We start from the raw sequence: 12,076 nt of genomic DNA, 5'->3' as shown, positions 1-12,076 counted from the left end.
AGCCCGAACCCGCACCCCAAAACAACGCGCCACCCCGCCCGATCACCCAGCAACCCACCACCCTCCCCCGTCCATCGGCGCCCACCACACCCGCCCAACCGACCCTCCCCGCCACCACAGCCAGCAGCTCGCCGCCAAGCAGCGAGCACGGGGCAGCGATCCCTTCATGCGCCCCGCCTCAAGCCAACGAAAGCAGCCCCCACACCTCCGGCCTCAGCCGCGCGCCCGTTCCCGGTGCGGGGGAGAACCGTACGTGGCCCTCGTCGTCGATTGCGACGCCCGTGGCCGGGTCGTCCTGGAGCAGCAGTGCGCTGTCCATGTCCAAGTGGTCGGCCCACGCGGCCAGTTGCGCGGTGGCCGAGATGCCGACCGTGGATTCCGGCATGCAGCCGACCATGATGGCCAGGCCCTGCGCACGGGCAGTGCGCGCCGTGTCCATGGCCGGGCTGAGGCCGCCGAGCTTCGGGAGCTTGATGTTGACGCCGTCGAAGCCGTCCCGGCAGCGGGGCACGTCGCCGGCCGAGGTCACCGACTCGTCGGCGATGACGGGGAAGGCGGCCTCCTTCCGTACGTCGCGCATCTCGTCCCACAGCGGGATGGGGAGCGGCTGTTCCAGCAGCGTCACGCCCAACTCGGCCATCGCCCCGAGGGCGGCCAGGATGTCCTTCGGTTGCCAGGAACAGTTCCCGTCCACATAGAACGGGGCGTCGGTCTCGGACCGGAGCAGGGCCAGCGTGTCGAGGTGTTCGGGGCCCGCCACCTTGATCTTGTAGATGGGCCAGTCGGGCCGGTCGTGCATCTTGCGCAGCATGGTGCGCGGCTCGTCGAGGCCGATGCTGTACGCGGTGACCGTGCGTACGGGGCCGTCCGTACCGAGCAGCGCTCGTACCGTCCGGTCCTGGAGCTTGCCCCAGAGGTCCCACAGCGCCACATCCACGGCGTGGAGTACGAAGGGGTGCTCGGCGAGTTGGGCGCGCAAGGCCGGCCACAACGGCCCGGGTGGGCCGGGTTCGGTGGTCGCGAGCCAGGGGCGCAGGTCTTCCAGCGCCGCCCGCATGGTGGAGAGTTCGGAGTTGTAGCGCGTGACGCGGAAGGCGGGGGCTTCGCCGATTCCGACCTTTCCGTCGTGCTCGACGGCGACGACGAGAGCCGGTATGGCGTCGAAGCCGTGATCTGCCACGCGCCATGTGTCGCGTTGGCGTAGCTCGACCTCGCACCAGTGCAGCCGCATGGTGCCCTCCGCTCGTCCGATGAAATCTTGACGTCAAGATACATGGGAGGGCCCGCGCGGGGTGGGGGTCAGAGCAGTTCCAGACCGCCGTCGACCGTGAGGACCTGGCCGGTGACCCACGCCGACCGCGTGTCGGCGAAGCGCACGATCCACGAGGCGACTTCGGCGGGCTCGCCCCTCCGTCCCAGCGGAATGGTCGTCGCCTCGTCGGCCTTGATCCGCTCGACCGCGTCGGCCGGGAGGCCGGAGGCGCTGAGGGCTTCGCTCTCGGTCGGGCCGGGTGCGACGGCGTTGACGCGGATACGGTCCGGCGCCAGCTCCAGCGCCCAGCTTCTGGTGAGCTGCTCCAGGGCCGCCTTGGAGGCTCCGTAGTGGGCGGCTCCGGCGACGGGGCGGTGTCCGAAGGTGCTGGAGACATTGACGATCGAGCCCTGAGACGCCTTCAGGTGCGGCAGCGCGGCGCTCGCCAGGACGCTCGGCGCGACGACGTTGACGGCCATCAACTGCCGCACACGCGCCGCGCTGACCTGGGCCAGCGGCATCGCGGTGAACGCCCCGGCGTTGTTGACCAGGGTGTCGAGACGCCCCCAGCGGCGGACGGCCGCCTCGATGACCTCCTCGGGCCCGCCGTCCTCGCTGACGTCGGCCGACATCGGTATGACGGCCGGGTGTAGCGCGGCCGTCCCGTCGAGGGCGTCCTTGCGGCGCCCGACGCCGAGGACATGGGCGCCCGCCTCGGCGAACGCCAGGGCGGCGGCGCGCCCGATCCCGGAACCGGCTCCCGTCACGATGACCACCTGATCGGCGAAGGGTGTGGGTGCTGCCGAAGTGGTCATGCGTGTCGGCTCCTATATTCGATGTTCGATGAACATGAAACAAGCTAACACGGGCCGACCCGCCGCAGCCCACGGCATGTCCGCGATCAGGTGGCCGTGGACCCGTGAGCCGCCTGGAGCGCGACCCGCAGATGGCCACGGGACTCGGCGAGCAGGCTCGCCGCCTTGGGTCCGTCCACCGCGCCGAGGATGGTGAGGATGGCGTTCTTCACCTCCCCGTCGGTCGCCGCGAGCGCCGCCTCGATCTCGGCGTCGGAGGCTCCGGTCGCGAGCGACACGATCCGGCGCGAGCGGGCGCGCAGTTTCTCGTTGGATGCCCGGACGTCGACCATCAGATTTCCGTACGTCTTGCCGAGCCGGATCATGGTGATCGTCGAGATCATGTTGAGGACGAGCTTCTGCGCCGTACCTGCCTTGAGGCGCGTCGAACCCGTGAGCAGCTCGGGCCCCACCACCACCTCGATGCCGTGCTCGGCCGCCGCCGCCAGCGCGCTGTCCGCGTTGCAGGAGAGGCCGATGGTGAGCGCGCCGAGCCCCCGGGCGTGCTCGACGGCTCCGACCGCGTAAGGCGTACGGCCGGAGGCTGAGATCCCGATCACCGTGTCGTTCGCGGTGAGCTTGAGGGCGCCCAGGTCGGAGGCGGCCAGCTCTTTGGAGTCCTCCGCACCCTCGACGGATGTGATCATCGCGCCCGGTCCGCCCGCGATCAGCCCGACGACCTCGTGCGGATCGGTGTTGAAGGTGGGCGGGCACTCGCTGGCGTCCAGCACCCCGAGCCGGCCCGCCGTACCCGCCCCCATGTAGATCAGCCGGCCGCCGTGGGCCGCGCGCTCGGCGACGGCGTCGATGGCGGCGGCGATACGCGGAAGCTGCTCGGCGACGGCGATGGGAACCGTGCGGTCCTCGCCGTTCATGATCTGGGCGATTTCGAGCGTCGGGAGCTGGTCGATCTCGGCCAGCTCCGGGCGGAAGGCCTCGGTGGTGAGGGTTTCGAGCTGCGCGCGAAGGTCACCGTACTGGCCGTTCTGTCCGTACTGGGACATCTCGGCGTCGGCGGGCGTGGAGGTCATGAAGAAGCGGCTCTTTCTTCTGCGGCGTGCGGGTGCCGGGTCTTATCGGTGCCGGGCTGTGGTGCGTGATGGCGCGGGATGGTGCCGTACGGGGTGAGGCGCTGGGTTGGACGGTCGCTGGTGGGTTCCCGTTCGGTCAGCGGGCGTTACGCGGGCTGCGCGGGCTGTGCCGGTGGGCGAGGGCTTCGTACGAAGCGGAGAGAGCCGGGGCCGCCGTCTCGTACGTACGCTGCGCGACCCCTATGAACAGGCAGTCCACCACGAGGAGCTGGCTCGTGCGGCTGGACATGGCGGCCGGGCGCAGCTCGCTCTCGCGGGCTGTGGAGGTGGTCAGCACGTGGTCGGCGTACTGAGAGACAGGGCCGTCGGGGCGGCCGGTGATCGCGACCGTCGTCGCGCCCCGGTCGAAGGCGACGCGGAGCGGCTCTATGACGTCGCCGGTGGATCCCGAGTGGGTGATCGCGATGGCGACATCGCCGGGGCGCAACTGCACGGCGTTGGTGACGGCGAGGTGGGGGTCGGTGTGCGCGTGCGCTATCAGGCCGATGCGCAGCAGCTTCTGGGCGAGGTCCATCCCGACCAGCGAGGAGGCGCCGACTCCGTAGATGTCGATCCTGCGCGCGACGGCGGCGGCGCTGACGACGGCGCCGAGCTGGACGGTGTCGAGGGCGGCGGCCGTGTCGGAGAGCGTCTGCTGCTCGTCGTACGCGAGCTTGGCGACGACATCGGCGATCGGGTCGTCGACGGCTATGTCGGCGGTGACTGCGGGCGCGCGGCCCGACTGCTGCTGGGCGGCGAGCCCCGCGAGGGCGAGACGCAGATCGCGGTAGCCCGGGTAACCGAGGAGACGGGCCGTGCGGACCACGGTCGCCTCACTGGTGCCGGTGAGTTCGGCGAGACCGGTCACGGTGAGGGCGGCGCACCCGGCGGGATCACCGGCGACGGCTTCGGCGACCAACTGCATGGACCGGGTCATGGACGGCGCGAGAGTGCGCACCTTGGCGGCGAGGGCGGCGGGGGCGGGCGGGGCGGCACCACTCGTGGTACCGCTGAAACTTTCCTTCAGATCTTGGGTCACGCCTGAAAGATATTTTCGAGGGTGGTCGACGGTCAACCCCTGTGGATAACAATGGGTTGTATGGACGAGACGAACGACAACTTGGGCCTGCCCGACGGTCCCGACGGTCCCGACGGTCCCGACGGGCTCGACCCGCTGGAGGCGGCGCTGCACGCGGCGCGCGCCCTGGTCCTGGCCGATCTGGCGGCCGACGACGTCGCGCGGCCCGAGGTCGTCTCGATGGTCGAGGACTCGGTCGCGCACCGCCGCTGGTGGGTCGAACAGTGGCCCGAGGGGGTCGCCTACGTCAGCGGCCTGGTGGCGCAGGACGTACAGGACGCGCTGCTGGAGCAGTACGGGCGCTGGCCGCTCTGCCCGGTCTGCGTGGGCGGCGAGCCGCACGCCCTCGATGTGGAACCGGAGTTGGGCCCCGATCCGCACTGGGTCTGCGGGAAGGCGGGCGTGGTGATCGCACCGGTGGGCGCGCTCGGGCCTTCGGAAGCCCTCTCATGACGGTCTACATAGACCCGCCGACCTGGCCGGGCCACGGCCGCATGTGGTCACACCTGGTCAGCGACGCGTCGTACGGCGAACTGCACGCCTTCGCCGAATCGATCGGCTGCCCGCCACGCGCCTTCGAACGCGATCACTACGACGTACCGTCGCACCGCTACGACGACGCGGTGCGCGCGGGCGCGACGGAGATCGGCTCGAAGGAACTCGTACGCAGGCTCACGGCGGCGGGCCTCCGGCGGCGCAAGAAGCGGTCGGAGGCGTACGAGGTGTAGACCCCCGCTGCTACGGGCGCCCAAGCCTCTACGAGTGCCCCAGCCCCTCCGAGGTGTCCGCCTCCGAGGACGAGGAAGCGGGCACCGAGCCGCTGTCGCTCGACGGGCGCAGCGGGAACGCGTCGGCGCCCATCGAGTCCAGTACCGGCGGGGCCGGCCGCAGTGGTGCGGGCATGACGGCCGCTTCCGAGTGGCCCCCGCAGCCGTACGCCAGGGAGACGACCCGGCCGTCGGCCGGCGAGAACTCGTTCGCGCAGACCCCGAAGGCCTGGCGCAGCGAGCCCGCCAGGGGCACCAGGAAGCCGCAGGAGACGCAGGGCGCCGGCGCCGCCTGTGCCATGGGGGTCTTCGCGCCGAAGCTCTCGTCCCAGCGGTCGGCGGCCACATGCAGGCCGTACCTCGACAGGACCCGGGCCCTGCGCATGCCGAGTTCCTCGGCGACCGAGGCGATCGTGCCCCGTACGGGTGGCGGCGCCGTCTCGGTGCCCGCGGCCGCGGCTGTGTCCGAGACCGCGTCCGAGATCGGGCCGGTGTCGGTGATCTCCGCGTCCTCCGCCTCGACCAGGTCGACGAGGTTCTGCGGAGTGACGACCTCCGGTACCACGGAGTTCGGCGGGGGCATGTCCTCGCCCGTGTAGCCGGGCTCCAGACGCAGATCCTCCGCCTCCGTCGGCAGCAGATCTCCGGGGCCCATGTCGCCGGGGCGGAGCCGCTCGCTCCACGGCACCCACTCAGGGGCCAGCAGCGAGTCGGGACCGGGGAGGAGCACTGTTTCGTCGAGCGTGACGAGCTTCGAGCGTGACGCGCGGGTGACCGTCACCGCCCAGCGCCAGCCCCGGTAGCCGAAGTCCTTGCATTCGAAGAAGTGCGTGACTACCCGGTCACCGTCAGCCTCGGCCGAGACATGTTCCCCGACCACACCTGGCGCGGCCTCCTCCTCGGCAGCCGACCGGGCGAGGTCTACCGCCTCGGCGCACAGACGGTCAGGAATTCGGCTTCGCGTCGTCGCAGCACTCACAGGTCTCGCTTCTCTCCTACGCCGTCTCACGGGTGCGCCGGGCCGATCAGCGATGTACGAGCCGAGGGCGGAGCGGACCTGGGGGCCGCATCAACGTCCACGCCCGACCACTTCTCGGGCACACCTACCGTCATCCATTCTGCGGGATGCCGAAGAGGCGCGCGGCCGAGAACAACCGCCGGTGGCGCGCTACGCACGCTACCCCCTCTCTCGCCCCCCGCCCACCTGCACGCCGCCTTTCCCGCCCTTCGAGCAACACCGCAACAAGGCCGTAACCCTCGGAGGGGCCGCCCAGGAGCCACCAGGAAGGCTCCTGGAGGGCTCCTGGAGGCCGTCAGGAAGCCGCTCGGAAGCCGCTCGGGAACTGTGAGGAAGCCGTCAGGAAGCCGTCAGAAGGCTCGGCGAGGGCTTGCGGAAGATCCGAAGAAGCTGCGAAAGGACCCGGGGACGAACCGGGGACCCGCCCGGGACCCGACGGCGACCCACCCGAGACCCGCCCGGGACCCGCCCCGTACTCGCCCCGGCAAGAGCCCCGTGGAGCCCCCGCAGAGCCCGCGAAAGCCCCCGCAGACCCCCCGAAGCCCCTCGCCACCACCCGTACGACACGACACCGTCACGGCCGTGTCACTCCCCGGATCGGTTCGCATCCCGGACCCGTGGGGCACTATGACGGAGTGGCAGCCGTAAGGTCGTCCGATGCCGTCGGCCCGCTCCGCAGGACAGGGCGGGCGGTCGGCCATGCCCTGGGCTTCCCGTTCGCCGGTGCGGCCAGGGGCATCCGTAAGGCCACCCACGCGCACGGAGCCGGCGAGTCGGGTCTCGGCAAGCTGATCGAGCTGCACGCGGTCAACGGCGCGGGCGATGTCATGATCACCGTCGCGCTCGCCTCGACCGTCTTCTTCTCCGTGCCCACGGACGAGGCACGCGGCCGGGTCGCCCTCTATCTCGCCGTCACCATGGCGCCCTTCACGCTGCTGGCCCCCGTCATCGGCCCGCTGCTCGACCGCCTCCCGCACGGCCGCCGCGCCGCCATGGCCATCGCCATGCTGGCCCGCGCCATTCTCGCCATCGCCATGTCGACCATCGTGGCCACCGGCGGCCTTGAGCTGTATCCGGCCGCGCTCGGCGTCCTCGTCGCCTCCAAGGCGTACGGGGTCGTCCGCAGCGCGGTCGTCCCCCGGCTGCTGCCACCGGGCTTCCCGCTGGTCCGCGCCAACTCGCGGGTGACGCTCGCCGGTCTGGTCGCCACCGGCATCGGGGCGCCCCTCGGCGCCGGGCTCCAGCAGATCGGCTCGCCCTGGCCGCTCTACGGCGCGTGTGTCGTCTTCCTCGGCGGTACGTTCCTCGCCTGGTCCATGCCGCCCAAGGTCGACTCGGCGAAGGGCGAGCGCAGGCTCCAGCTCGTGGCGCACGGCAAGACGAAGCGGCCCAGTCTCCGTACGGTCGGCCCCTCCGTCGTCCACGGTCTCCAGGCGAACGCGACGCACCGCGCCCTCTCCGGTTTCCTCACCTTCTTCCTCGCCTTCCTGCTGCGCGACCACCCGCTCACCGGCCTGAGCGCCGCCATCTCCCTCGGCATCGTCGGCGTGTCCGCCGGGGTCGGCAACGCTCTCGGTACGGCTGTCGGCGCCTGGCTCAAATCGAGAGGGCCCGAGCTGATCATCGCCACCATGCTGGCGCTCGTCTTCACCGCCGCGATCTTCACCGCGCTGTTCTTCGGGGGTGTGATGGTGGCCGTCCTCGGCGCCTCCGCCGGGCTCTCCCAGGCGCTGTCGAAGCTGTCCCTGGACGCGATGATCCAGCGGGACGTGCCCGAGGAGGTGCGTACGTCGGCCTTCGCCCGCTCCGAGACGGTGCTCCAGATGGCCTGGGTGGTGGGCGGCGCGATCGGTATCGCGCTCCCGCTGAACAGCACGCTGGGCATGTGGGTGGCCGCCGGTCTCGTGGGGCTCGGCGTGGTCGCCGCTGTACGTGGGCTCCTGCGCGCGGCCAGGCGCGGCTCGCCGCACCCCCACGTGTCGTGAGACCGGGCGACCGATAGCCTTCCGCCCATGACCGTTGCGTTCTTCCCTGGTAAGGCCCGCCGGGCCGGTGTCGCCCTCGGCGCCGTGTCCGCCGGACTCCTCGTCCTCTCCGCCTGCGACAAGCCGACACCGCTGGCGACGGTGACAGTCGGCACGGGCTCGGTCAGTGGCGAGGCGGCGTGCTACGAGCGGGACGGCAAGCAGATCGCGGCTTCCGCCCTTCCCGGCTGTGTGAAGAAGGCCCCCACGAAGACCGTCTCCACCAGTCTGGAGAACACGATCCGCGTCGGAGTCGACCCGGAGCTGGCCGACCACGGCTGGGTCATCTTCGTCGACGGCCAGCCGATCGACCCCGAGCTGACCAAGACGACGTACCGCACCATCCCGGCCAGCCAGTTCTTCGCGCCCGACCCGCAGACGAACCAGCCGGCCCCGGCCAAGCGGCAGCTCAGCATCCTCCAGATCGACAACGGGAAGCCCGTGGGCGTCTGGAACTTCGCGGTCAAGAAGTCGTCCTCGTAACCCTCCGCCACGCCGACACCCTGCCCGGGGAGACTCCACCATGCGCGTACTTGTGGTGACAGCGGTGACGGCGGAGGCCGACTCCGTCGTCGCCGGTCTTGTCCGTTTCGCCGACGCGGGACTGCGGGAGATGACAGGCGGGTACGAGCTGCGCAGCCACGCGCAGTACATGCCCAGCGTGGCGTCCGTACAGATACCCGTGGTGGACGTCCTCGCCGGCGGGGTGGGCCCGGCGGCCGTCGCCTCGGCCACCGCGACAGCGCTCGCGACCTCTCCGTACGACCCTCCCTACGACCTGGTGGTCTCGGCCGGCATCGGCGGCGGCTTCGCCGGCCGCGCCCCCGTCGGCTCGCTCGTCGTCTCCGACGCGATCATCGCCGCCGATCTGGGTGCCGACTCCCCGGACGGCTTCCTGACGGTCGAGGAGCTGGGCTTCGGCCGCTCGGTCCACCACCCTCCCGCGCCGCTGACGACCCGTATCGCGGAGCTGCTGAGCAAGGACCCGGCCACGCCGGTCGCGCTCGCGCCCGTGCTGACCGTCTCCACGGGGACCGGCACGGCCGCCCGTACCGCCGAGCTGACAGCCCGTCACCCGAGCGCGGCGGCCGAGGGGATGGAGGGTTTCGGCGTCGCCGAGGCCGCCGTCGCACACGGGTTGCCGTTCGTCGAGATCCGTGCGATCTCCAATGTCGTGGGACCGCGCGACCGGGCCGCCTGGCAGATCGGCCGCGCGCTGGGAACCCTGCGGAACGCCTTCACGTCGCTCACCCCGGTCTTCGAGGAGCCGTCATGACAACAGCAAATGCCGAGCAGGCCGGCGGGAGTGAGCAGGCGCTGCGTATCGCCTTCTCGCCCTGCCCGAACGACACCTTCGTGTTCGAGGCCTGGGCGCACGGGCGGGTGCCGGGCGCGCCCGCGATCGATGTCACCTTCGCGGACATCGACATCACCAACGGCATGGCCGAGCGCGGTGAGTTCGACATCCTGAAGGTGTCGTACGCGGTGCTGCCGTGGGTCCTCGACGAGTACGCGCTGCTGCCCTGCGGCGGCGCGCTCGGGCGCGGCAACGGACCGCTCGTTCTGACGAAGGACGCCGACACCGACCTCACGGGCAGGACCGTCGCCGTACCGAGCGAGCGCTCCACCGCGTACCTGCTGTTCCGGCTGTGGGCCGCGGATGTCGTCCCCGGCGGGGTCGGCGAGGTGGTGGTCATGCCGTTCAACGAGATCATGCCCGCGGTGCGCGACGGCAAGGTGGACGCCGGGCTCGTCATCCACGAGGCGCGCTTCACCTATCAGGAGTACGGGCTGCACAAGCTCGCCGACATGGGCGAGCACTGGGAGGCCACCACGGGCCTGCCCATCCCGCTCGGCGCGATCATCGCCAAGCGCTCGCTGGGCGCCGAGACGCTGGCGTCGCTGGCCGAGGCGGCGCGTACCTCCGTACAGATGGCCTGGGACGACCCGGCCGTCTCACGCGCGTACGTCATGGAGCACTCGCAGGAGATGGATCCGGCGGTGGCCGACCAGCACATCGGGCTGTATGTGAACGAGTTCACCGCCGACCTGGGCGACGACGGCTACGCGGCGATCCGGGGCCTGCTCACGCGCGCGGCGGCCGAGGGCCTGGTCCCGGCGCTGCCGGCGGAGGCGCTGGCGTTCGGCTGAGGCTGACGCTGAGGTGAATGAGACGGAAGGCCGGGGCGGACGGTGTCCGCTCCGGCCTTCCGTATGCGTATGGGTCCTACGGGTCGTGCGGGTTGCACGGGTCGGGTGGCCCCGGGATCAGACGTCCAACTGGTCCGCCACCGCCCGCAGCAGCCCCGCGATCTTCGCGCCGTGCACCTTGTCCGGGTAGCGACCGCGCTCCAGCATCGGGGAGATGTTCTCCAGCAGGGTCGTCAGGTCCTGGACGATCGAGGCCAGTTCGTCCGGCTTCCGGCGCTGGGCCATCGCGACCGAGGGCGTCGGGTCGAGGACCGTCACCGAGAGTGCCTGGTCGCCGCGTTGACCGGCGACGACTCCGAACTCCACGCGCTGGCCGGGCTTGAGTGCGTCGACTCCGGCAGGGAGGACCGACGAGTGGACGAAGACGTCGCCGCCGTCGTCACGGGAGAGAAAGCCGAAGCCCTTCTCGCTGTTGAACCACTTGACCTTGCCGGTAGGCACGTCTGTCCTCGTCCTCGTACTCGTTGGGGCGCTGGCGCGCACAGAAACGGCTCTGAATAGCACTACAGCGGGTCCTGTGACCCGCCGCCCCCAAGCCTATTGGCCCGGGCGCTGGTGACAAGACGTCGCCGAACGGTTCCTGTCCGCAGGGAACTACCCTGGTGAAGTGACTGATACTCCTGCACCCAGCGCTCCGGCTCCGGCCCCGGGCACGGCGAAAGACCCGGCCGGTCCCGGCGACGGGCTCGTCCGTATCGGCGCCATCGTCTTCATCGTCGGCGCGGTGGCCACCCTGGTCACCGTCGCGCCCCTGTTCCTCGGGACGACGCCGTTCCCGACGGTCGCGTACCTCGTCTCCATGCTGATGGCCGTCGGCTTCGTGGTCGCGGCGGTGGGCGTGCTGCGGACCGTCGGCGAGCAGCGCCGTCAGGCGAAGTCGGCCGTCGCGGCGTCCGCCGCGTCTGCCGCGTCCGCCTCTCCGGCGGCTTCGCCCTCCGCGGTCGCGTAGGAGCGCAGCCACTCCGGGAACGCCAGCAGGTCCGGCAGGATCACATCGGCCCCGGCGGCGCGCAGTTCGGCGGCGTCGCAGGGCCCGGTCGGTACGGCGACGGAGAGCGCCCCGGCCGCGCGTGCGCCGCGTACGTCCCCGGTGTGGTCACCCACGTACACGGAGGCGCCGTGCTCCCGCAGCGCCTCGCCCTTGGCCTCGGCCCAGAGATTGCCGATGATCTCGTCCGGCTCGATCCCGAGGTGGGCGAGGTGCAGCTCGGCGTTGGGCGTGTACTTGGCCGTGACGACGAGCGCCCGGCCGCCGAGCTTCCGTACGGCGGCCACGGCCTCGCGGGCGCCGGGCATCTCCGTGGTCGGGGTGATCGCGAATGTGGGATAGATCTCCCGATAGCGGTCGACCATTTCCGCGATGCGGTCCTCGGGAAACCAGTTCGCCAGCTCCAGTTCGAGCGGTGGCCCGAGCCGCTGGATCGCGAGATCCGCGTCGATCAGTACGCCGGTCTCGGCCGCCAGTGCCGAGAAGGCCGCGTGGATGCCCGGCCGGGAGTCGATCAGTGTCATGTCGAGGTCGAAACCGACCGTCGGCGCGCTGCGGGCGCCGTGTGGGCTGCGGGCGCCGCTGGGTGTGCTGAGGGAAGCCATGGGGCCCATTGTGCCCACCGGCCGGCGGCTTGATCCGGGTGCTTAGACTGAGCGCAGCTTAGCCAAGCCTAACCAAGCCTGGCCGGACCCGAACGGGCCCGGTGCGGCGCGGTCGGGCCGCCGCACGGCTGTTACGCCCCAACGCCCGCCCGCCCCACGCCGTCCGGATTGGTCCCGATGTCAGCCGCTGCCCCGCAGGCCCACAGCGC

At 71.2% G+C, this 12,076-nt stretch carries 14 protein-coding genes; 7 read left to right on the top strand and 7 right to left on the bottom strand.

Annotated elements, in window-relative coordinates; translation table 11 throughout:
* Positions 1-178 precede the first annotated feature (178 nt).
* From QR77_RS22690 to QR77_RS22675, 4 genes are all read right to left on the bottom strand, one after another.
* Positions 179-1,180 carry a dipeptide epimerase gene (locus QR77_RS22690; RefSeq protein ID WP_160310944.1) on the bottom strand — a complete coding sequence of 334 codons (1,002 nt, stop codon included), beginning with the start codon at positions 1,178-1,180 and terminating at the stop codon, positions 179-181.
* A gap of 119 nt (positions 1,181-1,299) precedes the next feature.
* Positions 1,300-2,067 carry an SDR family oxidoreductase gene (locus QR77_RS22685; RefSeq protein WP_040023961.1) on the bottom strand — a complete coding sequence of 256 codons (768 nt, stop codon included), beginning with the start codon at positions 2,065-2,067 and terminating at the stop codon, positions 1,300-1,302.
* Positions 2,068-2,153: 86 nt separating this feature from the next.
* Positions 2,154-3,137 carry an N-acetylmuramic acid 6-phosphate etherase gene (gene murQ, locus QR77_RS22680; RefSeq protein ID WP_078877026.1) on the bottom strand — a complete coding sequence of 328 codons (984 nt, stop codon included), beginning with the start codon at positions 3,135-3,137 and terminating at the stop codon, positions 2,154-2,156.
* Between the two features lie 136 nt (positions 3,138-3,273).
* Entirely contained in the window at positions 3,274-4,215 is a 942-nt protein-coding gene (locus QR77_RS22675; RefSeq protein ID WP_040023960.1) for a MurR/RpiR family transcriptional regulator, read from the bottom strand.
* A gap of 60 nt (positions 4,216-4,275) precedes the next feature.
* Between QR77_RS22675 and QR77_RS22670 the strand changes: the two genes are divergently transcribed.
* Both QR77_RS22670 and QR77_RS22665 read left to right on the top strand, forming a co-directional pair.
* Positions 4,276-4,707: a hypothetical protein gene (locus tag QR77_RS22670; protein WP_052488980.1), complete on the top strand. Its 432-nt coding sequence runs from the start codon at positions 4,276-4,278 to the stop codon at positions 4,705-4,707.
* Positions 4,704-4,982, top strand: coding sequence for a DUF4031 domain-containing protein (locus QR77_RS22665; protein WP_040023959.1), 279 nt, complete (start codon positions 4,704-4,706; stop codon positions 4,980-4,982). Before QR77_RS22670 ends, QR77_RS22665 begins: the two co-directional genes overlap by 4 nt.
* Before the next feature lie 28 nt (positions 4,983-5,010).
* Here the strand turns inward: QR77_RS22665 and QR77_RS22660 are convergent, their stop codons facing one another.
* The gene (locus QR77_RS22660; protein ID WP_040023958.1) at positions 5,011-6,000 is read right to left on the bottom strand and encodes a DUF3027 domain-containing protein; all 990 of its coding nucleotides are present in this window, start codon (positions 5,998-6,000) and stop codon (positions 5,011-5,013) included.
* Positions 6,001-6,674: 674 nt separating this feature from the next.
* Between QR77_RS22660 and QR77_RS22655 the strand changes: the two genes are divergently transcribed.
* From QR77_RS22655 to QR77_RS22640, 4 genes are read left to right on the top strand one after another with little or no spacing between them, the layout of a single operon-like run.
* Positions 6,675-8,024, top strand: coding sequence for an MFS transporter (locus QR77_RS22655; protein WP_040023957.1), 1,350 nt, complete (start codon positions 6,675-6,677; stop codon positions 8,022-8,024).
* Positions 8,025-8,051: 27 nt separating this feature from the next.
* The gene (locus tag QR77_RS22650; RefSeq protein ID WP_040023956.1) at positions 8,052-8,546 is read left to right on the top strand and encodes a hypothetical protein; all 495 of its coding nucleotides are present in this window, start codon (positions 8,052-8,054) and stop codon (positions 8,544-8,546) included.
* A 40-nt stretch (positions 8,547-8,586) separates the two neighbouring features.
* Positions 8,587-9,339, top strand: coding sequence for a futalosine hydrolase (locus tag QR77_RS22645; protein ID WP_040023955.1), 753 nt, complete (start codon positions 8,587-8,589; stop codon positions 9,337-9,339).
* The gene (locus QR77_RS22640) at positions 9,336-10,214 is read left to right on the top strand and encodes a 1,4-dihydroxy-6-naphthoate synthase (RefSeq protein ID WP_040023953.1); all 879 of its coding nucleotides are present in this window, start codon (positions 9,336-9,338) and stop codon (positions 10,212-10,214) included. The genes QR77_RS22645 and QR77_RS22640 overlap by 4 nt, the downstream gene beginning before the upstream one ends.
* Positions 10,215-10,331: 117 nt before the next feature.
* Here the strand turns inward: QR77_RS22640 and QR77_RS50025 are convergent, their stop codons facing one another.
* Entirely contained in the window at positions 10,332-10,715 is a 384-nt protein-coding gene (locus QR77_RS50025) for a cold-shock protein (protein WP_040023952.1), read from the bottom strand.
* A 253-nt stretch (positions 10,716-10,968) separates the two neighbouring features.
* On the opposite strand from QR77_RS50025, the gene QR77_RS22630 reads away from it, so the two are divergent.
* On the top strand, positions 10,969-11,223 hold the full coding sequence (locus tag QR77_RS22630; protein WP_052489690.1) for a hypothetical protein: 255 nt from the start codon (positions 10,969-10,971) through the stop codon (positions 11,221-11,223).
* On the opposite strand, the gene QR77_RS22625 is transcribed toward QR77_RS22630, so the two are convergent.
* The gene (locus tag QR77_RS22625; protein WP_052488979.1) at positions 11,142-11,867 is read right to left on the bottom strand and encodes an HAD family hydrolase; all 726 of its coding nucleotides are present in this window, start codon (positions 11,865-11,867) and stop codon (positions 11,142-11,144) included. The two genes, QR77_RS22630 and QR77_RS22625, sit on opposite strands and share 82 nt — an antisense overlap.
* Positions 11,868-12,076 lie beyond the last annotated feature (209 nt).

It is taken from the genome of Streptomyces sp. 150FB, assembly GCF_000818195.1.
In the GTDB taxonomy this organism is placed as follows: domain Bacteria; phylum Actinomycetota; class Actinomycetes; order Streptomycetales; family Streptomycetaceae; genus Streptomyces.
Note: the sequence above shows the minus strand (reverse complement) of the source record. Positions and strands in the feature narration are given on the sequence as shown.